Annotated in this window: 15 protein-coding genes; 8 read left to right on the plus strand and 7 right to left on the minus strand. The window is 71.4% G+C overall.

The features are described from left to right. Window positions 1-155 precede the first annotated feature (155 nt). On the minus strand, window positions 156-893 hold the full coding sequence (locus WMF26_RS39480) for a penicillin-insensitive murein endopeptidase (protein WP_437996935.1): 738 nt from the start codon (window positions 891-893) through the stop codon (window positions 156-158). Window positions 894-1,037: 144 nt separating this feature from the next. On the opposite strand from WMF26_RS39480, the gene WMF26_RS39485 reads away from it, so the two are divergent. Further along, window positions 1,038-1,895 (plus strand): CvfB family protein, encoded by an 858-nt coding sequence (locus WMF26_RS39485; protein ID WP_437333321.1) that lies wholly within the window; start codon window positions 1,038-1,040, stop codon window positions 1,893-1,895. A gap of 51 nt (window positions 1,896-1,946) precedes the next feature. Here the strand turns inward: WMF26_RS39485 and WMF26_RS39490 are convergent, their stop codons facing one another. Next, entirely contained in the window at window positions 1,947-2,414 is a 468-nt protein-coding gene (locus WMF26_RS39490) for a Dps family protein (RefSeq protein WP_437996936.1), read from the minus strand. A 158-nt stretch (window positions 2,415-2,572) separates the two neighbouring features. Next, a complete protein-coding gene (locus WMF26_RS39495; protein ID WP_061629188.1) occupies window positions 2,573-3,169 on the minus strand; it encodes a YqgE/AlgH family protein in 597 nt (198 codons plus the stop codon). A gap of 163 nt (window positions 3,170-3,332) precedes the next feature. Between WMF26_RS39495 and WMF26_RS39500 the strand changes: the two genes are divergently transcribed. Both WMF26_RS39500 and WMF26_RS39505 read left to right on the plus strand, forming a co-directional pair. Beyond that, window positions 3,333-3,743, plus strand: coding sequence for a 6-pyruvoyl trahydropterin synthase family protein (locus tag WMF26_RS39500; RefSeq protein WP_061629189.1), 411 nt, complete (start codon window positions 3,333-3,335; stop codon window positions 3,741-3,743). Window positions 3,744-3,797: 54 nt separating this feature from the next. Next, on the plus strand, window positions 3,798-5,279 hold the full coding sequence (locus WMF26_RS39505; protein WP_437996937.1) for a DEAD/DEAH box helicase: 1,482 nt from the start codon (window positions 3,798-3,800) through the stop codon (window positions 5,277-5,279). Between the two features lie 72 nt (window positions 5,280-5,351). Here the strand turns inward: WMF26_RS39505 and WMF26_RS39510 are convergent, their stop codons facing one another. Beyond that, window positions 5,352-10,994, minus strand: a complete 5,643-nt coding sequence (locus tag WMF26_RS39510) for a sensor histidine kinase (protein ID WP_437996938.1) — start codon at window positions 10,992-10,994, stop codon at window positions 5,352-5,354. 505 nt (window positions 10,995-11,499) lie between these two features. Between WMF26_RS39510 and WMF26_RS39515 the strand changes: the two genes are divergently transcribed. Then, window positions 11,500-11,628, plus strand: coding sequence for a hypothetical protein (locus WMF26_RS39515; protein WP_437996939.1), 129 nt, complete (start codon window positions 11,500-11,502; stop codon window positions 11,626-11,628). Continuing rightward, entirely contained in the window at window positions 11,615-12,841 is a 1,227-nt protein-coding gene (locus tag WMF26_RS39520; RefSeq protein WP_061629191.1) for a DUF790 family protein, read from the plus strand. Before WMF26_RS39515 ends, WMF26_RS39520 begins: the two co-directional genes overlap by 14 nt. A 122-nt stretch (window positions 12,842-12,963) precedes the next feature. On the opposite strand, the gene WMF26_RS39525 is transcribed toward WMF26_RS39520, so the two are convergent. Further along, entirely contained in the window at window positions 12,964-14,013 is a 1,050-nt protein-coding gene (locus tag WMF26_RS39525) for a PEGA domain-containing protein (RefSeq protein WP_437996940.1), read from the minus strand. A gap of 434 nt (window positions 14,014-14,447) precedes the next feature. On the opposite strand from WMF26_RS39525, the gene WMF26_RS39530 reads away from it, so the two are divergent. Continuing rightward, window positions 14,448-15,425 (plus strand): phosphotransferase family protein, encoded by a 978-nt coding sequence (locus WMF26_RS39530; protein ID WP_437996941.1) that lies wholly within the window; start codon window positions 14,448-14,450, stop codon window positions 15,423-15,425. Window positions 15,426-15,431: 6 nt separating this feature from the next. Beyond that, complete coding sequence (locus WMF26_RS39535; protein ID WP_437996942.1) at window positions 15,432-16,832, plus strand: MATE family efflux transporter; 1,401 nt, start codon at window positions 15,432-15,434, stop codon at window positions 16,830-16,832. Here the strand turns inward: WMF26_RS39535 and WMF26_RS39540 are convergent. Continuing rightward, window positions 16,777-17,847: a PHP domain-containing protein gene (locus tag WMF26_RS39540; protein WP_437996943.1), complete on the minus strand. Its 1,071-nt coding sequence runs from the start codon at window positions 17,845-17,847 to the stop codon at window positions 16,777-16,779. The two genes, WMF26_RS39535 and WMF26_RS39540, sit on opposite strands and share 56 nt — an antisense overlap. A gap of 176 nt (window positions 17,848-18,023) precedes the next feature. On the opposite strand from WMF26_RS39540, the gene WMF26_RS39545 reads away from it, so the two are divergent. Continuing rightward, window positions 18,024-19,133 carry a glycosyl transferase gene (locus WMF26_RS39545; RefSeq protein ID WP_437996944.1) on the plus strand — a complete coding sequence of 370 codons (1,110 nt, stop codon included), beginning with the start codon at window positions 18,024-18,026 and terminating at the stop codon, window positions 19,131-19,133. A gap of 73 nt (window positions 19,134-19,206) precedes the next feature. Here the strand turns inward: WMF26_RS39545 and corA are convergent, their stop codons facing one another. Further along, window positions 19,207-20,409, minus strand: coding sequence for a magnesium/cobalt transporter CorA (gene corA / locus WMF26_RS39550; RefSeq protein WP_437996945.1), 1,203 nt, complete (start codon window positions 20,407-20,409; stop codon window positions 19,207-19,209). Window positions 20,410-20,606 lie beyond the last annotated feature (197 nt).

A 20,606-nucleotide genomic window follows, 5' to 3' on the forward strand; every position in this document is an offset into this window, starting at 1 on the left:
CTCCCGGGCTGCCAGCCCTGCGTGGGGCGGGCGAGGGCCGATGCCAAGCGGGGCGCGCCGCAGCGCGGGGCCCTCCGGGCGCCGCGAGCAGCGCGGCCGCTCCGGGCCCTGTCGCGGTGTCGCCCATTGCTCTCTCGCCCAATCGTTTGCCTCGCTCAGCGCGGGGCCCCGGCCTCGAGCGCGAACTCGATGTGCGCGTGCTCGTCGTGGCGCCACCAGACCTGGCGCCGGAGGATCGCCCCGGAGAGCGGGCCCAGCGCGCGGCCCGCGGGGCTCGCGAGGAGCAGCGGCACGTACTCGGGCGCCAGGATGATCCGCTCGATCCGGAGCTTGCGCGGCCTCGCCTCCTCGTCGAGCGCGGACAGGAGCCGCGCGAGGTCGTCGAAGTCGATCGCCAGGTCGCCGCGGCGGCCCTGCGCGTCGAACTCGAGCCCATAGCCGAGCTGGTTCCAGGGGTAGGTCGCGACGTCCGCGGGCCGCCCCGCGGCGTCGCGCAGCGGGACGAAGATATCGACGCTCAGCCCGTTCTGGTGCGTGCGATGCGGCCAGAACGCGCCGCCCTGGCGGTGGCCCGTCTCTCCCACGACGAAGCGCCGCCCGGGCCGCGCGGCCGACACCGCGGCGAACGCCTCGAGCAGCGCGTCGCGCACGGCGCCGTGCACGTACTGGCGGCCGAGGCTCGCTCCCAGGTACGAATACGTCACGTGACCCGGCCCCGAGGGGGGGAGCGGGTGCCCGTGCCGCAGGCGGCCCTGCGCCGGGCTGCCGGCGCTCTCCGAGGGCGCGCCGTCGTCGAGCCAGACGCGGGCGTGCGCCACGACGACGGGCGCGAGGAGGAGCAGACCGGCGGCGAGCGCGAGGCGCCTTGCGAGCCGGTGGAGGACCCTGGGCATCAGCGGCTGTCGTATCAATCTCCCTGCCCCCGGTCGAGGCGCCGCGCTGGCGCGGGATCGAGCTCTGGAGCGCCGGAGATCGGGAGTCCGCGCCGCTCGCCTCCCTGGCGACGCGCCGCCCGGCCTGTGCAAGACTGCGCGCCGATGCCGTACGACGATCTCCTCGGGCGCGTGGTCACCCTGCCGATACGGCGGTTCGGCCCGCCCGGCGCGTTCCTCTCGCCCGACCCGGGCGACCTGCGCCCGAACGCGCCGGTGCTCCTCCTGCCGGGCGGCGAGGTGCCCGAGGGGGCGCAGGAGGGAGACGAGCTCGAGGTCTTCGTCCACCTCGACTCGGAGGATCGCCCGATCGCGACCGCGCGCCGCCCGAAGGTCGCGCTCGGCGAGGTCGCGTTCCTCGAGGTGACCGACGTGGCGCGCTTCGGCGCGTTCGTCGACTGGGGCCTGCCGAAGGAGCTGCTCGTCCCGCACGCGGAGCAGACGCGCGAGCTGCGGGTCGGGCAGCGGCACCCGGTGGGCCTCATCGTGGACAGGACCGGCCGCCTCGCGGGGACGATGCGCGTCAGCGAGATGCTGCGCGACAAGGGGGAGTTCGATCTGGACGAGTGGGTCGACGGCGAGGCGTGGCGCAACGAGCCGGGGCTCGGGCTGTTCGTCATCCTCGAGCGCAGCTTCGTCGGCCTGGTCCCCGCGGACGAGCCGCACGCGCTCGCGCGCGGCGAGGCGGCGCGGTTCCGCGTGACGAGCGTGCTGTCCGACGGCAAGGTCGAGCTCTCGCTGCGCGGCCACGCCCACGAGGAGCTCGAGAGCGACGCCCAGACGATCCTCGCGCGGCTCGCCCGCCCGGGCGCGCCGCGGGTCGGCGACCGCTCGAGCCCGGACGAGATCCGGGCGATCTTCGGCCTGAGCAAGAAGGCGTTCAAGCGCGCCGTGGGCCGCCTCCTGAAGCAGCGCGCGGTGGCCGTCGACGGCGAGGGGTTCCTCGTCCCCCAGCGGCGCTGAGCCGGACGCACGGCCCCGCCCCGACGGCGGCCGAGCCCGGGCGGCCGGGGGCTACTCCAGCAGGCTGCGCAGCATCCACGCGGTCTTTTCGTGGACCTGCAGCCGCTGGGTGAGCAGATCGCAGGTGGGCTGATCGTTGGCCTGCTCGGCCACCGGGAAGAGCTCGCGCGCGGTGCGCGCCACGGTCTCGTGGCCCTCGACGAGGCGCCTGATCATGTCGGTCGCCTTGGGGACGCCGTCCTCCTCCTTGATGGAGGAGAGCGCCACGAACTGCTTGTAGGTCCCCGGCGCGGGCAGGCCCAGCGCCCGGATGCGCTCGGCGACGAGGTCCACCGCGAGCGCCAGCTCGTTGTACTGCTGCTCGAACATGAGGTGCAGCGTCTGGAACATCGGACCCGTGACGTTCCAGTGGAAGTTGTGCGTCTTCAGGTAAAGCGTGTACGTGTCGGCGAGGACACGGCCGAGCCCAGCGCCGATCTGCTCGCGGGTCTTGGCGTCGATTCCGATGTTGATCTCCATGATGGCTCCTCTCGTGGCGTGTGCTCTCTGCATCGATGGGCCGGCCGCTGCGGAGGTGAAGGCCCGCGCGGCGCCCTCCCCGGGGGCGGGACGCGACCGGGAAGGTTCGTGCGCGCCGGGGCCGAGTCAATCAGGAGGAGCCTTCCGGCCGCCCGCGTTCACGCCTCTCCGATGCTGCGCATCGACAGCACCTCGATCGGGCGCAGCCCGAGCAGCGCATACGCCTGCTCCCAGCGCTGCTCCGCGGCCACGTCGAACAGGATCCGCTCGTCGAGCGGCACCGGCAGCCACGCGCCCGCGGCGATCTCCCGCTCGAGCTGCCCGGGCCCCCACCCGCTGTAGCCGAGGAGCACCGTCCTCCTCCGCGGGTCCGCCGAGGCCGCGCCGCGCACCGCGTCGGCCGCGAGCGTGTCGAACGCGCTCCGGGACGACGTGACCCGCACCCGGGAGCCCACCGGGATCACGCCCGTCTCCTCGGCCCCGAGCGCCGGATCGAGGCACAGGATCCACCCCGAGCTCGGCTGGACCGGCCCGCCGAGGTAGACCGGCGCCGGGTCCTTCAGCTCGTTGCCGTAGCCGGCGAACGACAGGAGCTCGCCGAGCGTCATCGGCGCCGGCCGGTTCACCACGAACCCCAGCGCCCCGCTGTCGCTGTGGACCGCCAGCAGCACGACCGTCTTGTCGAAGTTCGGATCGCCCAGGGGCGGCGACGCGATGAGGAACCCAGGGGCCAGCACGCTCGCTTCGCTGTTCATCGGCGATCCTCCCTCGCAACGGTCGACCGGTCACTGCGTCCCGCACGAACCCGCCTGCCGACGCGGCGGCCGGAGCGGGCACCCGTCCGCACCTTACTCCCGCGCGCCGCGGCAGGCGATTGGGATCTCCCTCCGACGCCGGAACGACGGGTATAGTGCGACCATGTACACGGTCGGCGTCCGCGATCACATCATGGTGGCCCACAGCCTCAAAGGGGAGCAGTTCGGCCCTGCGCAGCGCCTGCACGGCGCGACCTACACCGTCAGCGTGGAGGTGGACCGGGAGGAGCTGTCGCCGCTCGGCCAGGTGGTCGAGACGAGCGTGCTGCGGGACAACCTGCGCAGCGTGCTCGCCGAGATCGACTACCGCAACCTCGACGAGCACCCGGCGTTCGACGGCAAGCGCTCGACCCCGGAGCTCATCGCGCGCTACATCCACCGCGAGCTCGGCCGCAGGCTCCCGCTGAACGCCGGCACCACCCTCACGATCACGCTGCACGAGTCCCCGCTCGTGTGGGTCCGCTACCGCGCGCCGATCCGCGGCGCCTCCATCATGCCGACCGAGCTGGCCTGATCGCCGCTCTCCGGGCTTGGCACGCGGCCCCGCCCGCGGCAAAAGAGGGCGCCGATGACCGAGCCGGTCCGCACAGCGCCGATCGTCCTGAGCTTCCAGGGCGGCACCCTCCGCATCGAGGGGGTCGCGCCGCGCCCCGCGCTGGCGCCGGCCGGCGAGATCGACGGCGGCGCCCTCCCGGCGGAGGCGCCGGGCGGCGACGGGGCGCCGGGCTCGGCCGCGGAGGGCGCGCCGCTCGACCCCGCGTGCCTGCCCGCGTCCTGCCGCTGGGACGCGCGCGAGCGCGTCTATCGGGTGCCGGCCATCGACTACGCCGAGCTCGTCCTCCGGCTCCGCGCCCGCGGGGTCGCCTTCACCGACGCCGCCCGCAAGTACGAGGCGCTGCCGCTCGAGCCGCTCGCCAAGCACGACCCCTTCCCGTACCAGCGCGAGGCGCTCGAGGCGTGGGCCGGGCGGCGCAGCCGGGGCGTCGTCGTGCTCCCGACGGGCGCGGGCAAGACGTTCGTCGCGACGCTCGCGATCGCCGCGCGCCAGCGCAGCACGCTCGTGGTCGTCCCGACGCTCGATCTCCTGAACCAGTGGTACGACGGCCTCTCCGCCGCGTTCGGCGTCCCGATCGGCCTGCTCGGCGGCGGTTACCACGACGTCCTCGACCTGACGGTGACCACCTACGACTCGGCGCACGCCCACATGGACCGGCTCGGCGCCCGCTTCGGCCTCGTGATCTTCGACGAGTGCCACCACCTGCCGAGCCCGTCGTACGCGCTCGCCGCGAAGATGTGCCTCGCGCCCTTCCGCCTCGGCCTCACCGCGACGCCGGAGCGCGCGGACGGCCGGGGCTACGACGACCTCATCGGTCCCATCGTCTTCCGCCGGGAGATCACCGAGCTCTCCGGGCAGTACCTCGCGGCCTACGACGTCGTCCGGCTCGACGTCCCGCTCTCGGAGGACGAGCGCGCCGCGTACGAGGCGGCGCGCGCCGTGTACATCGGCTTTCTGCGGGCGAACGGCATCCGCATGCCCGAGGGGTGGGGGCAGTTCATCCTGCTGAGCTCGCAGTCCGACGCCGGCCGCCGCGCCTTCGAGGCGTACCGCCGCCAGCGGAGCCTCGCCCTCTGCGCGCCCGGCAAGATCGACGTGCTCGCGCGGCTGCTCCACGCCCACCGCGCCGATCGCACGCTGGTCTTCACCGAGGACAACGCCACGGTCTACCAGATCTCGCGGCAGTTCCTGCTGCCGGCGATCACGCACCAGACGAAGGTGAAGGAGCGCAGCGCCATCCTCGAGGCGTTCAACCGCGGCGCGCTGTCGGCGGTGGTCACGTCGAAGGTGCTGAACGAGGGGGTCAACGTGCCCGAGGCGAACGTCGCGATCGTCCTGTCGGGCAGCGGCTCGGTGCGGGAGCACGTCCAGCGGCTCGGCCGCATCCTGCGGCGGAGCGAGAACAAGACGGCGATCCTCTACGAGCTCGTGGCCCTCGGCACGAGCGAGCAGCGGGTGAGCGACAAGCGCCGGGAGCACGTCGCTTACCAGTGATCTCGTCCGCGTCCGCCGGCGGGCCGGGCTGCTCGTCCCGCAGCACCTCCGCGGGGCCGCGGCGGCCGGGCATCACGCTGGCTCCGCGCACGGGAGCTCGACGATGAACGTGGCCCCGGCGCCCGGCCGGCTCTCGCATCGGATCGAGCCCCCATGGCCCTCGACGATCCTGCGGCTGATGTACAGGCCCAGGCCCAGTCCGCCGTAGTGCCTCTCCGACACCGCGCGCTCGAAGCGGCCGAAGATCCGATCGCGCTGTTCGGGGGCGATGCCGATGCCGTCATCGCGTACGGCGAGCCGCGCCGTGCCGCGCTCGGCGCCGACGGCGATCTCGATGGGCTTGCCGGCGCCGAACTTGATGGCATTGGAGAGCAGGTTGGTCACGACCCGGTCGAGGCAGGATCGATCCCACCTGCCACGGACCGGCGCGCCGGTCCGGATCGACACCGAGCAGCGGGCCCCCGCGAGGTCGGCCTCGAAGCGCTCGGCCACCTCGCGGACGAGGGCGCCGAGGTCGACGTCCGAGCGCTCGAGCACGAGCGGCCCCGTGTCGAGGTGCGACACGTCGAGCAGATCATGGATGAGCCGGGTCAGCCGGGTCCCCTGTCGCGCGACGAGCTCGAGCCGCCGGTCGAGCACCTGCGGATCGATGACTCGCCCCTGAGGTGCCGCCCTGCGGAGGGACTGCACCGCAAGCGTGAGCGAGGTGAGGGGCGTGTTGAGCTCGTGGGATGCGACCGTGAGGAACTCGCTGCGAGCGCGGACGGCCTCCTGCGAAGCGCGGTAGAGCCGGGCGTTGTCGATCGCGGTGGCAGCGCGGCGCCCCAGCTCCACGGCGAGCCCGAGGTCGGCGCGCCCGTAGCGGCGCCCCGGGGCGTCGCAGGCGAGGCTGAGCACGCCGAGCGTCTGCCCGCGCGCGATGAGCGGCACCGAGAGCCCGGTCCGCGTGCCGAGCGCGCGGACGAGCCGCACGTGCTCGTCGTTGTGGCAGACCACCCGCAAGACATCGTCGGTCAGCTCGGGCGTGAGGACTGGCTCGCCGGCGCGGAGGGCCGCGATGGCGGGGTGGGGTGAACTCCAGTCGGGCGGATATCGCCTCACCATCTCCAGCAGCATCGGCTCCTTCGCGGGGTCTCTGTGCGCCACGGCGAGGCGCCGGATCTCTCGACCTTCTACGATGTCGATGGCGCACCAGTCCGAGAGGCCTCGCACGCAGAGGCGGCCGAGGCGAGCGAACATCGCCTCGTAATCGAGCGACTCGGAGAGCACCGCTCCCGCTTCGGCGAGGAACGCGGCATCTGCGAGCGCGGCCTTCTCCTTGGCGAGCAGCAGGGCGTTCTCCAGGGAGATCGCGGCCTGCGTGGCGAGCAGCGAGAGGGCGAGGAGCCGATCGGGCGTGAAGGCGCCGGCGAGGAGGTCGTTCTCGAGGTAGAGCAGGCCAACCACCTCGGCTTGCCGCAGGATGGGCAGGCAGAGCACCGACTTGGGCCGGCGCGCCGCGAAGTAGTCGTCGCCGGCGAACTTGCCTGCGTCGCCTTCGGCGTCGCTCAGGATGACGCGCTCCTTCGTCCGGTGCGCGTAGTGGACGACGGACGCGGGGATGCGCTCGGAGCCATCCACCGACATGGGCTCGAGGACGGTCGTCACGACCCCTCTGGCGTCGAGGGTCGCCTCCGCTTCGATCGAGAGGCGTTCGTCCCGGCACAGGACGAAGCAAGCCCGCTCGGCGCCGCCCTGCTCGAGGACGATCGTGAGCAGCGTGCGCAAGAGCTTATCGAGGAGGATCTCGCCCGAGATGGTCTGCGATGCTTTGGTCACGGAGTAGAGGTCGAGCTGCTCGGTCCGCATCGCGACGGTGGCCGTGGGCGCGAGGAGCCTCGACGCGACGAGGTGGGGATACTGCCGCTCGAGCTGCCTGACCTTGCCCTCGGCTCCCCAACGGGCATAACAGGCGCGCGCATCGCCGAGATGGGCAACGCCGTTCTTGTCGAGGCCGCGCTCCAGGTAGAACCGGCCGGCCAGCTCGTTGGCCAGGGCCTCGTGGTGCACGAAGCCGCCGTCGTGGGCCGAGCGGCTGGCCTGCTCGTAGAGGCGCTGGGCATCGAGGTCCCGGCCCTCGATGCGCGCGATCTCGGCGGCGCAGAGCGCCCTCTGGGGTTCGAAGTTCTCGGGGCAATGCTTGGCCCAGATCGCGAGTTCCCGGTGGTGGGCCGCCAGGGCGTCTCGGTGCGGGGATCGCGCTTCGGCCGGCACCTCCGCGCAGACACCCGCGTGCGCGAGAGCTGCGTAGAAATGGTACTCGACGTGCTCCAAGAAAATGCGCGTCGTCCAGAGGAGCCCTTGCGCCTTCGCGGCCGCCGTCAGGGCAGACGCATGGTCTCCAGCGAACACATGTGCTTCCAGCTTCCGGATCCAATACCAGCAAGAGGCGATGGCCAAGTTCGGATTGGCTTCGAGGCGCCGTTCGAAATCGGCCTCGTCGAAGTCTGGTCCGTTGAAGGAGGTGAAACAAACCGCCAGACCACGCAGCATCCGGACGAGTCGCAATTGTGTTACGACGAAGGCGATGGTGAGGCCGAACTGCGCCTTGCGCGCGAACGAGAGTCCAGCGACGGCCTCACGCTCCACGTCGACGAGCGGATCGCCGCATAAGAGCATGTTGGTGACCAGACAATTCCAGGCGAAGTTCGCAAAACTGAGGTCGCCGATCCTGGTCGCCACATCGAAGGCGCGCCGCAACCACGGCTTGGCCGAACGCACGGGCCGTGTCCACGGGACGATGAAATGTCCGAACATGTGGTAGACGCGGGCTTTGTACCCGTCCAGCCCGCGCCTCTCCACCAGGTTGACGGCGAGCTGCCCGAAGCGGAACGCCATCGCATATTCCTCGAAGTAAGTACCTAGGATGATGCCAAACCAGACGTAGGCATTGGCCGATGCGTCGCTGTTGCCGTGCTCCAGGCTGAGATTGACGGCGTGCAAGGTGACGAGGCACACGAGGTTCTCGTCGATGGTCAAGCTCGTCGGCGCGATCCGGGACAGGACCTCCATGGTGGCGCGCGCGGCCGGATCGTCCATCAAGGGCAAGTCGATGAGGTCCTCGATCCGCACCTCGTCGAGCCGCAGCCATATCCGCTCGTACTCCTGCCGGACCTCCGCCTGGGTGGGATGCGGCGACCACTCGACCCCGCGTTCGCGGAGATAGTCCAGACCGACGGCGACCGCGCGGTCGGACCGATCGAGGGTCAGGTACAGCTCCACGCGTAGGCAGGTGACGGCCGCCTGGTCCACGACGCTCTCGGCCCGCTCCCAGAGCTCCCCGAGCCGCTGCTCCGCCGCCGAGAGCGCGCCGGTCAACAACTCGCATTCCGCAAGGTGGAGCTCCAGCGCGAAGGCGAGCCCGAACGCGCGCTCCCAGCGGTCCTCGGCCAGGAGCGCCGCGCCGGCGGCCAGGTAGCTCGAGGCCGAGGCGTAGGCCGTCGCCGCCTTGGCGCGTTTGCCGGCCAAGAGATCGAGCTCGGCGATCCGCTCCCGCTCCTCCTGCGACTCGACGAGCGCACTGCCGCGATTGAGCTGGTTGACGACCTCGAAGATCCTCTCGGCGATCGCCGCGGGCGTCAGGCTCGACGATAGGGCTCGGCCGATGCGCAGGTGGACGCCGGCGCGCGCGTCTTCCGGGATCAGCAAATAGGCCGCCTCCTGCACCCGGTCGTGGAGAAAGCTGTAGGTGTCCTTCTGGCGGAGGACCAGGCCCGCCTGAACCGCCTCCCCCAGGGACGCGTGGATGGCCCCCGCGGACTGCCCGAGCGCGAGGCCGAGCGTCTCGACGTCGGCGACGTTTCCCAGGCAGGCGAATTGTTTCAAGGCGCTCCGCGTGCCTCCTGGAAGGCGTGCGAGCTTGCTTACCATCAGGTCCACCACGTTGTCCGTGTAGCTCTTGGCGTGGATGCGCGGCAGATCCCAGCGAAAGGCCCGGCTCCCGGGGTCGAAGCCGAGCAGCTTCTCCTCGCAGAGGGCCGTCAAGAACTGGGTGGTGAAGAACGGATTGCCCCGGGTCTTCTCGAACACGAGCTCGGAGAGCGGCCGGACCCTCTCGGGACGATCATGGAGCGCATCGGCGACGAGCCTCTCGACATCGTCCGGCGAGAGGGGGGCGAGGACGATGTCATGGACGGCGCCGCCCGCCTTTCGGATCGCCTCCAGGCTGCGCATCAATGGGTGACTCGAGTCGACCTCGTTGTCGCGGTAACCCCCGACCAAGAGCAAGTAGCCCACGTCCGGGTGGGTCGTCAGATCGGCGAGCAGCGCCAGCGTCCCCGCGTCCAGCCACTGCAGGTCGTCGAGGAAGATGACCAGCGGATGCGCGGCCTGGGCGAAGACGCCGATGAGCTGGCGGAACACCATCTGGAAGCGGTACTGTGCCTCCTGCGGCGGCAGCTCCGGCACCCGCGGCTGGGGCCCGAGGAAGAGCTCGAGCTCGCGGATGAGGCTCACCATGAGCTCTGCGTTCGGGCCCAGCGCCGCGCACAGGGCGTCCCGCCACGCTCGGATCCGGGCTTCGCTCTCGCCCAGGATGTGGCGGACCATGGACTGGAAGGCCTGGGCCAGGGTGGCGTAAGGAATGTCGCGCTTGTACTGGTCGCACTTGCCGGCGATGAAATGCCCCCGCTTTTCCACGATCGGTTTGTGCAAGGAGCTGACGAGGGCGCTCTTGCCGACCCCCGAATAGCCGGACACCATCACCAGCGCCGGCGCGCCGGTCGTCGCCACGGCGTCGAAGACAGCCAGCAGCGCGGCCGTCTCCCGCTCACGCCCATAGAGCTTGTGCGGGATCTGGATTCGTTCCAGGACATCGTCCCTGCCGAGCGGGAATGGCTCGACCCTCCCGCACGCCTGCCACTGGGCCACGCAGCGCTCCAGATCGGCCACGAGGCCGCCGGCGCTCTGATAGCGATCCTCCGGCGCCTTGGCGAGCAGCTTCGAGACGATGCGCGCGATCGGCTCGGGCACCTCGGGGACGAGCGCCGAAGGGGAAGGAGGTGCGCGGGCGACGTGGCGATGGACCCATTCCACGGGGTCCTTCGCGTCGAAAGGGAGCTTTCCGGTGAGCATCTGGAAGAACGTGACGCCCAGCGCGTAGAGATCGGAGCGGTGGTCGATCGCGCGGTTCATCCGCCCCGTTTGCTCGGGCGACAGATAAGGCAACGATCCCTCGATGAGCCGGGGAGGCTGTGCGGACGGCCGCTCGCGGGGCAGGCGGGACGCGAGCCCGAAGTCGGCGAGCTTGAGCTCGAAGGAGGCGGCGTTCACGAGGATGTTCTCCGGCTTCACGTCCTTGTGGACGATGCCCGCTCGGTGAACCTCCGAGACCGCCCTCGCGATGGCCATGGCGAGCGGGAGAAAGCGATCCATCGGCGTGGGCGTCCCGCCGAGCAGCTCGTCCAAGGACCGGCCGCCGAAGTCCTCGAGGACGAGGGCGGGCATGCCCTGGTAGATCTCGAGCGCGAGCGGTTTGACGACAGCCGTGGAGTCGAGCAGCCTGCCGATCTCGAATTCGTTCTGCAGCCGCTCCAGGTCCTTCGGCCGGCTGCGCTGCGGATCGAGCACCTTGAGGACCACGGGGCGACCGTCGGCGTTCCGGATCGCGCGATAGAGGGCGGATCGGCTGCCGTGGGCGAGAGACTCCGTGATCGTGTACGGAGCGGAGGAGCTCATGGTGGGAATCCGAGCGGACCGATGAAGTCGCCCATCTTCAGCATGGCTGTGCAACGTGGCATCAGCAAGCCCACCCCGGAAGACTCTGCTCGCGCGCATCTGGCACTTCGTTCCCTGAGTTCGTCCCGGGGTCAGTCCCTGTGTAGGCTCAGCGCGGCGACTCCTGTGGGGCCAAGCGGGCTCTCTCCGAGGCGCTCGCTCACCGGCCCGGCTTCCCGAGCGCTCTCGATCTGGCGCGCCGCCTCGGCGGCAATGGCAGCCGAGCTCCCCGTTCGCCCTGTTCCTCGACGTCGACCTCGGCGCGGTCGGCGGCGGCTCGCGCGGCCGGGGTCGCCCCGCTGATAGGCTCCGTCGGCCGCCGCACAGGCGGCCGCGAGGTCCGTATCTCGAGCGCCTTCGGCGCGCTCTCCGTCGTGGGCCGGGGTACGGCGCACCTCGGCGCGGCGGTCGTGCCCTTCACTCTCCGGTTGGCACGCGGCCCTGTCTGCGGCAAAAGAGCGTGCCGATGACCGAGCCGGTTCCCACAGCGCCGATCGTCGTGAGCTTCCAGGGCGGCGCGCTTCGCGTCGTGGGCATCGAGCGCGCCCGGCAGCGGGTGAGCGACAAGCGCCGGGAGCACGTTGCTTACCAGTGATCTCGTCCGCGTCCGCCGCCGCGGCGGGCTGCTCGTCCCGCAGTACCTCCGCGGCGCCGCCGCCGAGCGGCTGCTCCCGGTCGCGCGCGCGTACATCGAGATCCTGTCCCAGCGCGTCGGCGAGCGCCGCGACGACGTCGAGGCCGCGCTCGACGCCGTCGAGGTGCCCGCGCGGGATCGCGTCGCCGCGCTCGGCCTGCGGAAGGTGCTCGAGGACGGCTGCGAGTACGAGGTGCAGGAGGGCGTCGACCCCGAGGCGCTCCGGCGGGAGCTGTTCCTGGCCGCGGCGGCTGCGCACCGCGCCCTCGACGTCCGCGCCCGCTTCGATCGCGCCGCGGTGCTCGACGAGGTGGCCGCCCGGCTCGGCACCACGCCCGCCGCGATCGAGGCGGGCCTCTACGCCGACCTGCGCGGCGCCGAGATCCTCCGGCGCGCGGCCGCGGACGCGCCGGAGATCCTGCTCGACCGGTACAACCTGTCGCTGGCGCAGTCGATCCTGCTGAAGGCGACGCAGGTGACGATCCGCGTCGAGGGCGAGAGCGCCCCGCGGTACCGACGGATCTTCCGCGCGGCGCGGTTTCACGGCCTGATCCACGTGGTCCAGGGCGATCCGGTCTCCGGCTACACGATCGTGCTCGACGGCCCGTTCAGCCTGTTCGATGCGGTGCAGCGTTACGGCCTGCGGCTCGCGATGTTCCTGCCGTCGGTGCTCTCGTGCGCCTCGTTCCGGCTGCGCGCCGAGCTGCGCTGGGGGCGCGACAAGGAGCCGCTGGCCGTCGAGATGGGCCCGTCGGACGGGCTCGTGTTCCACGGGCGCGAGCTCGCGGACACGACGCCGGAGCTGGACGCGTTCTGCGAGGGGTTCAAAAAGCTCGGATCGCCCTGGACCGTGTCGCCGAACGAGCGGCTGTTCGCGCTGCCCGGAGAGGTGGTGTGCGTCCCGGACCTCGTGTTCCTGAACGCGGAGACCGGCGAGGAGGTGTACCTGGAGGCGTTCGGCTTCTGGAGCCGAGACGCGGTGTGGCGGCGCGTCGAGCTGATCCGGAAGGGGTTTCCGGCGAGGATCCTGCTCGCGGTCGGCAAGCAGCTCCGCGTGAGCGAGGAGGTGCTGGGGGAGGACGAGGCGGGGGAGATCTACGTGTACCGGGCGACGATGTCGCCGCGGGCGGTGCTGGCGCGGCTGGACGGCAAGCGCGGGGGGCGTGAGGGCTGAGGGGGCCGGGACCTCCACGTATCCAGGTTTGGCTGGAGGGCGCGCCTCGATAGCCAAGGGAAACCCAGCTCCCCTGACGGCCGGGTTGCCCATGTCGCGCCGCTACCGTGGGACGTGCCTTGTCACCACGTGCCCTGAAGGAAGACCCCCGCCCGCTCTGCCGTCATCACCGGCACGACGCGGACGCCCTGGCGGGCCGGCTCGCGCGCCAGGTACGACAGATCCGTGAGGAACGCGGCCACCGTCACGGCCGCGAAGACGCCGCCCGCCACCAGCGTCCCCACCCCGAGCTCGCGGAACAGGTCCCGCTCCTCGGCCGTGTCGCGGAGCTCGGTGCAGGCCAGCGGCGCGTCCGCCCCCCCGCACGCGGACGGGTCCCCTCCCCCGCCGCGGAGCGCGGCCTCCTGCGCGGCGAGGTCGTCGCGGAGGACGCCAGACCGCAGGAGGAAGACCGTGCCGGCCGCCACCGTCGCCGTCGTGAGCGCCACCCCGCCGATGCGCAGCTCCGCCAGCGGGAAGGTCGACCCCGCCGGAGCCCCAGCCGGAGCCGCCGAAAGCGGCGCAGCCGGGGCCGCCTCCGACGCGCGCGCGACGCGCTCCGGAAGGCGCCGCAGCTTGAGGGCGATCGGGTGCGTCAGGCCGGCCTCGGCGAAGAACGAGCTCACCGCCTCCTCGTGCCCCTCGAGCCGCGCCCGCGCGGTGTGCTGCCCCGGCTCCACGAACACCTCGTGGACCGGCTCCGGCGGGTAGAGCGCCTGCTCGTCGATCAGGACCTCGGCGCCCGGCGGATTGGTCGTCACGTAGACCGTCGCCACGCGCTTCGCGGCGCGCTGCAGGCCATCGTCGACCTGGCCGCGGAGCCACCCGCTGATCACGCCCCGGTGCTGGAGGCACTGCGCCAGGTGGCTCGCCGCGTCCCGATGCCGCCCCAGCGAGAGCTCGACGAGCCCGAGCTCACCGGCGATCGTCGCCCGCTCCGCGTCGGTCGTCCACGCCCCCTGCGCGGCCTCCAGCGCCCGCTCGTAGGTCGCCGCGGCCGCCACCTGCCGCCCGGCCGCCTGCGCCTGCCTGGCGCGGCGCAGCAGCCCCGCCGCCATCGACGCCGCGCGCACGTCCGGATCGGCGTAGGGCTCGTCCGCGCTCGCCGCATTCCCGACACCGGCGACGGACATCCCGAGAGCACATGGCAGCAGCCAGGAGATCAAGCGACGCACGTACTCTGAGATACTTGCTGCGGCGATCCCAAGTCAATTGGCAGCTTCGTCACGCCACGGTCCCGTGGGCCTGCGTCCACGCCCGCGTTCCATCCGCCGGCGGTATGATCCGCGCCCGCACAGGCCGCTCGCCGAGCCGCGCGAGGCGCTCGCCGGCTTGCTCCACAAGGGCGCGGACTACCGGCGGGCGTCGGTCGACGACGAAGGCTGGGTTCCGGAGCCCCTCCCGGCGACGGGCGCGCACGCGCAGCACCCATGGGGTGCCGCAAAGAGCCGGTCCCCCTGCTCCGTGCCCTGGTACACTCCCGGCCGCGCCCCGACAGCGGCCCAAGTCCAGCACGACGGACGCTGTTGCGCCGATCACACCGGCCGTCGACGACCAAGGGAAAGCCGTGGAGAGCAAGACCAAGAACACGAAGACGCGCCCGCAGATCGCGGCCATGGCCGCCAGGGCCTTCGGCGGCGCGGCGCTCGCGGACGGCGAGCATGCCGTGCGCGAGCTGAAGGAAGGCTGGTTCAACGCGGCGTACGACGTCCGGCTCGCCGACGGCCGCGAGGTCATCCTCAAGATCGCGCCTCCGAGAGACGCGGAAGTCCTGTCGTACGAGAAGAACATCATGGCCACCGAGGTCGCCGCCATGCGCCTTGTCCGGCGGAACCCTGCCATTCCAGTGCCCGAGGTCTACTTCTACGACGACGCCCGCGATCTGTGCGACTCGGACTATTTCTTCATGGAGAAGATCGCCGGCGACAACCTCGAGCACGCGAAGCCGAGCCTGCCCCCCGAGGCTCAGGCGTCCGTCGAGCGGCACATCGGCGAGATCATCCGGGAGATCAACGGCTTCACCGGCGCCTATTTCGGTTATGAGGGGAACCCGGACCTGCGCGCGAGCACCTGGAGAGAGGCGTTCCTCAAGATCATGGAGTCGGTGCTCGACGACGGCGCAAGGAAGAACGTGGTGTACGACCACGGCTACGACGAGATCCGCGCCGCCATCCTCAAGCACGCCTCCGCGCTGGAGGAGGTCACCACGCCCCGCCTCGTCCACTGGGACGCCTGGGACCTCAACCTGTTCGTCAAGGGCGGCAGGGTCACCGGCATCATCGACTTTGAACGGGCGCTCTGGGCCGATCCCTTGATGGAGTCCCAGTTCCGGTTGCTCTTCAGCGAGGGGATCACCCACAGCATGCGCGGCTACGGCAAGACCGCCTTCACCCGGGAAGAGGAACAAAGGTGCTGCCTGTACTCGCTGCACCTCGCGCTGGTCATGAACACGGAATGCTATTACCGGAATTATGACACCGACTCTGTCTACAACATGTCCAGGCAGATGATGGGCGCGAGCATGGACTGGCTGAAGGCCGGCTGAGCGCGCATGGGCGGCAACTCCAGGGTCGAGCGCCTGGGGACGGAGAAGATCGGGAAGCTGCTCCTGGAGATGTCTTCCCAGACGACCCTCTCCCTGCTGGTCTATGCCGCCTACAGCATCACGGATATCTACTTCCTCTCGGTGGGCATCGGCTCGCTGGCGGCTGCCGGCGCCTCGATCGTCTCGCCGGTCCTGATCGCCCTCGGCGCCGTCTCCACGACCGTCGGCGCCGGCGGCGCCTCGGTGGTCTCCCGCGCGCTCGGCGAGCACGACGTGGAGAGGGCCTCCCGCACCGTGGCGAACACCTTCCTGATCTTCTGGACGGCGGCGCTCGCCATCACGGTCCTGGGCTCGGCCTTCATCGAGCCGATCGTCTACCTGCTCGGGGCCACCGACAGCATCGCCCCCTATGCCGTCGAGTACGGGCGGATCATCTTCCTCGGCGCCATCACCAGCACCGGCTACTCGGCCATCATCAGGGCGGACGGCAACGCCAGGTACTCGACCGCCATCTGGGTCATCCCCGTCAGCGCCAACATCGTCCTGTGCTGGCTCTTCATCCTCGTCTTGCGGTTCGGCGTCTCGGGCGCCGCCCTGGCGACGGTCTCTGGCCAGACCCTCTCGGCCGGCATGAGCGTCTATTTCTTCTTCTTCAGAAAGGACCGCTCCTATCGCATCAAGGCGTCGTATTTCAAGCCGGACTGGCCCATCATCGCCCAGGTGCTGACGATCGGGCTCCCCTCGCTCGTCAAGAACTTCAGCGTCAGCCTGGTCGCCGTCGCCACCAACAACCTGCTCAGGATGAGCGGCGGCGACAGCGCCCTCGGCGTGTTCGCGATCGTGGGCCGGCTCTACGCCGGGCTGATCACGCCGCAGACGGGCATCGTCCAGGGGATGCAGCCGCTCGTGGGGTACAACTTCGGCCAGAGGCACTTCGCGCGGGTGCGGGAGACCGTCCGGCTCTCCTTGAGCGCCGCGGTCGCCTATGGCTCGCTCGTCTGCGGCGTCTGCCTGCTGCTGCCGGCGGCGCTCATCGCCCTGCTCTCCAGAGAGAGCGCGATCGTCGCCGAAGGGCAGACCGCCTTGCGGCTGCTGGCGCTGTCCTATCCCCTGACCGGCGTGGTCATGGTCACGGCGGCCTCGTTCCAGTCGGTCGGCCGGGCCAGGGAGGCGCTGCTGCTCACCCTCGGGGGCACCATCCTCGTCAAGCTGCCGGTGCTGCTGCTGGCCTCCCGCCTGTTCTCCCTCACCGGGATCTGGGCCGCGGAGGCGAGCTCGGAGCTGATCCTGTGCCTCGTCTCCTTCTTCTTGCTGAGGAAGTCGCCCCCTTGGAGCTCCCCCCTCGCCGCCCCTACTCGACCGTCGCGTACGCCGCCGTCCACGCCCGCTTCCCGTCCGGCCGCGTGATCCGCGCCCGCACGTAGCGCTCCCCGCCGCGGAGCCGGTACGTCGCCCGCCCCGCCAGCGGCTGCTGCCGCTCCAGCACGCGCCCGCCCCGCCCGACGAACTCGACGACCGCGCCCGCGGCCACCGGCCACACCGAGAACGCGTCGCCGCCGATCGAGATCCTCCGCAGCCGCGCGCCCGACGACGCGTAGAGCCGCCCCCGGGCCAGCGCGCTGCAGATCGCCGCGCGCGACACCTCGCGCGAGAACACCTCGACGAACCCCCGGCCGGGCCCCGCAGCCGGGGCGCTCGACCCGGGCACGAGCTGGTGCAGGTCGTCCACCGCCACGCCGGCGATGCCCCCGCCCACGAAGCCGCGTGCCGTCAGCACCGTGTCCCACAGCGCCTCGTGCGACGGCCGCGCCGCGTCACCCTCGGTGTGCACGTAAGGATGCCCGCTGTGGATCTCCAGGAGCTCCGCCGCAGGCGCCCCCAGGAGGTCGCCGGCCGTCAGCGCCCAGTCGAAATTCGGATGATTGATGAGCGCCACGCCCCCCTGCGCCCGCACCCGCCCGACCGCCCAGCTCAGCGCCTCGCCCTTGGTGGGGAAATCGCCGCCGCCGATCGTCGCCCGCGTGCAGAGCGCGTTCACGTGCACCGGCCGCCCTTCCGCCGACATCGTGATCTCCTCGCCGGGGAGAACGACGAACTTCGGCTGTACCTCCAGATCCCGGAACATCGCAGGATCGGCGCGCTGGTTGTGATCCGTCAGGGCCACGAACGCATACCCGTTGTCGCGGTACCAGCGGGCGACCTCGCGCGGCGGGCTGTCCCCGTCGCTCAGCGACGTGTGCGTGTGGAGATTTCCGCGCTGGAACACGTCCACGTCGAGCGTCTGCTCGAACCGCAAGGGCCCCGGCGGCCCGCCCGGGGGATCGGGGGCGTCGGAGGAGGACCAGGCGCGCTCCTTCCAGGAGGCGAACGCGAGGACGGCCGCCGCGCCGATGACCACAAGAGCATTCCAGCGTCTGCGCATCCCCATAGCGACGATATGGAGAGTATACAGGACGCCTCGGCCGCGACCACTTCCGCGCAGCGCAATCGCACCTCCGCGCGCCCCTCACCGGCGCTCCGGCGCGCCCGTCCCCCGTCCGTTCATTCCGGCTCAAATCGTCGCGCCAGGGGGGCACGCCCGGCGGCATACTGCCTCCCGTGCCCCGCCCCCTGCTCGCCCTCGTCATGATCGTCAAGGACGAGGCGCCCTCCATCCGCGAGACCCTCGCCTCCGTCAGGCCCCACGTCGACCGCTTCACCCTCCTCGACACCGGCTCCACCGACGGCACCCAGGCCCTCGCGGCCGCCGCCCTCGACGGGGTCCCGGGCGACTTCGTCGAGGAGCCGTTCGTCGACTTCGGCGCGACGCGCAATCGCGCGCTCGACCTCGCGGGCGACGCCGCGGTGTTCACCCTCATGCTGAGCGGCGACGAGCGCCTCGTCGGCGGCGGGGCGCTCCGCCGCTTCTGCGAGGAGCGCCGCGACGCCTCGGGCCCGGGCCACGGCGCCTACTACGTCCGCGTGCGTTACGGCGATGCCGTCTACGACTCCGCCCGGCTCGCCCGCGCCTCGGCCGGGTGGCGCTACGTCGGCGCCACCCACGAGGTGCTCACCCGCCAAGGCGAGCCGCCCCCCTCGATCCGGGTCCCCGACGCCCATATCGTCCACGACCTCTCCCGCCGCGACCCCGCGGCCCAGACCCGGCGGTGGGAGCGCGATCTGGAGCTGCTCTCGGCCGCGCTCGCCCGCGCCCCCCGCGACGGGCGCACCGTCTTCTACCTCGCGCAGACCCTGGAGTGCCTCGGCCGGCACGCGGAGGCGTTCGAGACCTACGAGCGCCGCGCCGCGCTGGGCGGCTGGCAGGAGGAGGTCTACGAGTCGCTGTTCCGCATGGCGCGCACCGCCGCCGCGCTCGGGCGCCCCTGGGCCGAGGTGCAGCAGCGCTACCTCGACGCCCACGCCCACAGCCCGCACCGCGCCGAGCCGCTCTTCGCCGTCGCCTGGCGCTGGTACGAGCAGCAATGCTGGCCGCTCGCCTACCTCTTCGCCTCGCGCGGCGCCGCCATCCCCTTCCCCGCCCAGGCGACGCTCTTCGTCGACGCCGAGATCTACGAGCACAGGCTGCTCGACCTCGTCGCCACGAGCGCGTTCTACCTCGGCGAGCTCGCCGCCGGCGAGGCCGCGCTGCGCACGGCGCTCGCCCGCCGCCCCGGCGACCCGCGCCTGCTCCGGAACCTCGCCTTCTACACGACCGCGACGAAGCGCTGACGCCCCGCGCCGCCGGGCGGCCCGCGCCCGCGCGGCGCCGCCGCGACCCCGCCCCTCGCCGCGCCGCCGCCGCTCAGCGGCTGTCGCCGTCCTTCCCGAGCCAGCCCTTGCGACGGTAGTACGTGAGCAGCCCGACGACGCTCGCCGACATCAGGCACCAGACGAGCGGATACCCGTAATACCAGTCGAGCTCGGGCATGTTGTACGGCGAGCTCTCGTGGTGAAAGTTCATCCCGTAGATGCCCGCGATCGCGGTGACCGGCAGGAAGATGGTCGAGATGATCGTGAGCACCTTCATGATCTCGTTCATCCGGTTCGACATCCCGGAGAGGTGGAGATCCATGAGGCCCGAGCTCAGCTCGCGGTACGTCTCGACCATGTCCATCAGCTGCACCGAGTGGTCGTACGTGTCGCGCAGGTAGAGCCTCGTGTCCTTCGTGAAGATCGGGTTGTCCTCGCGGAGCAGCGCGTTCACGAGGTCGCGCTGCGGCCAGATGGCGCGCCGCAGCGTGAGCAGGTCGCGCTTCAGGTCGTGGATCGGCTTCGACATCGAGCGCTTCGCGTCGATGACCTCGACCTCCAGGTCCTCGATGCGCTCGCCGAGCCGCTCGAGCACGGGGAAGAAGCCGTCGACCACCGCGTCGAGCAGCGCGTAGGCCAGGTAGTCGGCGCCGCGCGTCCGCACCGTGCCCCGGCCGGTGCGGATCCGCTCCCGCACGGCCTCCATCACGTCCCAGTCGGCCTCTTCCTGGACCGTCAGGACGAACGTCTTGCCGACAAGGATCGCGAGCTGCTCGGTGCGCAGCTCGCAGCGCTCGGTGACCTGCGCCATCCGGGCGATGATGAGGACGTGCTCGCCGCCGTAGACGTCCGCTTTGGGCCGCTGGGGCACGTTGACCATGTCCTCCAGCGCGAGCGGGTGGATCTTGAAGATCTCGCCCAGCCGCTCGAAGGTGGCCTTGTGCCCGAGCCCTCGGACGTCGACCCACGTGATGGAGGGCCGGTCGTCCGTGAGGTACGGGATGCACTCGTCGAGGGTCGGGATCTCCTTCTCGGAGACCACCTCGGCGTCGTAGTCGATGACGAAGATCTTCGGCCGCCGCGTGTCGTCGATGACGAGCGTCCCGGGCGGCGACGCCGGCGGCGGCTCGTGCACGAGCCGATCGCGCCTTGGCCGCTGCGTCCGGTCGAGGTCGGCCCGCTCCTGGGCCCAGGAGGTGCGCAGCGGCGGGTCGCTGCTGCGCTGCGAGTCGGGGGGTAGCGTGGTGCTCGTCACGGGGGCGGGATGGTAGACCAAGATCCCGCGGCATCGAGCGCGCTCTGGCGCTCGCGGCGAGCACGGGTGGCGCCGCGGGTGGCGCTCGCTCCGCAGCGCCGCGTGGCGTATGCTGGGATGGTCGCGGAGGGGAACGGGCGCTCGCAAGGCCACGTCTTCCTCCTTGTCCTGCTGGCAGGGGGAGCACCGCGAGGCGC

The sequence above is a fragment of the Sorangium sp. So ce185 genome (assembly GCF_051526825.1).
GTDB classification, from domain to species: Bacteria; Myxococcota_A; Polyangia; order Polyangiales; family Polyangiaceae; genus Sorangium; species Sorangium cellulosum_D.

What these genes read in the sequence shown, in the direction of transcription:
- WMF26_RS39505 (WP_437996937.1), top strand. Translation starts at nt 3,798, where the DNA reads ATGACCGAGCCGGTCCGCACAGCGCCGATCGTCCTGAGCTTCCAGGGC.
- WMF26_RS39525 (WP_437996940.1), bottom strand. Translation starts at nt 14,013, where the DNA reads ATGTCCGTCGCCGGTGTCGGGAATGCGGCGAGCGCGGACGAGCCCTAC.
- WMF26_RS39510 (WP_437996938.1), bottom strand. Translation starts at nt 10,994, where the DNA reads ATGAGCTCCTCCGCTCCGTACACGATCACGGAGTCTCTCGCCCACGGC.
- WMF26_RS39540 (WP_437996943.1), bottom strand. Translation starts at nt 17,847, where the DNA reads ATGCGCAGACGCTGGAATGCTCTTGTGGTCATCGGCGCGGCGGCCGTC.
- WMF26_RS39535 (WP_437996942.1), top strand. Translation starts at nt 15,432, where the DNA reads ATGGGCGGCAACTCCAGGGTCGAGCGCCTGGGGACGGAGAAGATCGGG.
- WMF26_RS39485 (WP_437333321.1), top strand. Translation starts at nt 1,038, where the DNA reads ATGCCGTACGACGATCTCCTCGGGCGCGTGGTCACCCTGCCGATACGG.
- WMF26_RS39500 (WP_061629189.1), top strand. Translation starts at nt 3,333, where the DNA reads ATGTACACGGTCGGCGTCCGCGATCACATCATGGTGGCCCACAGCCTC.
- WMF26_RS39495 (WP_061629188.1), bottom strand. Translation starts at nt 3,169, where the DNA reads ATGAACAGCGAAGCGAGCGTGCTGGCCCCTGGGTTCCTCATCGCGTCG.
- WMF26_RS39490 (WP_437996936.1), bottom strand. Translation starts at nt 2,414, where the DNA reads ATGGAGATCAACATCGGAATCGACGCCAAGACCCGCGAGCAGATCGGC.
- WMF26_RS39515 (WP_437996939.1), top strand. Translation starts at nt 11,500, where the DNA reads ATGACCGAGCCGGTTCCCACAGCGCCGATCGTCGTGAGCTTCCAGGGC.
- WMF26_RS39480 (WP_437996935.1), bottom strand. Translation starts at nt 893, where the DNA reads ATGCCCAGGGTCCTCCACCGGCTCGCAAGGCGCCTCGCGCTCGCCGCC.